This window comes from Streptomyces bikiniensis, from assembly GCF_000716625.1.
Taxonomy (GTDB): Bacteria; Actinomycetota; Actinomycetes; order Streptomycetales; family Streptomycetaceae; genus Streptomyces; species Streptomyces bikiniensis.
In genome coordinates, this window is the sequence record NZ_JNXJ01000125.1 from 1 (window position 1) to 425 (window position 425).

1 pseudogene is annotated in these 425 nt (G+C 72.7%); it reads left to right on the forward strand.

Going from position 1 to position 425, the window contains the following annotated elements:
• Positions 1–194: pseudogene (locus OO47_RS33035) on the forward strand (ATP-binding protein); the annotation flags it as partial.
• Positions 195–425 lie beyond the last annotated feature (231 nt).

A 425-nucleotide genomic window follows, 5' to 3' on the forward strand; every position in this document is an offset into this window, starting at 1 on the left:
ACGGTGTGGACGTCGTGGTGTGGGACAGCGACCCGGCCGTTCCGGTGGTGCGCGGCGCGGATCCCGGCAGGGTGGGCCATCACGGCCTGGAGATCATCAGGAAGGTCGCCGAGAAGCTGTTCGTGGAGCGGGAGCCGGTCGGCAAGCGCGTCATCGCCCGCCTCGCCCTGTCCGAGGCGCCGAACCCGGCGTAAGGGCCGGGCCCGGCGCCCGCTTCGGCCCTCGGCGCCCGAAGGAGCCCGCACACCCACATGCCCGCACGCCCGCACGCCCGCTCGGCCGTGATGCCGGCGGCACCCGGATGACCGCTTGAAAGTCCTTACAGGCCACCGGTCAGGGGGTCGTCGGTCAGGGCGATGGTGGCGGTGATCCTCTTGCCGAGGGGCGTGCGGTGGACGGTGAAGCCCTGGGCGAGTCTGACGACG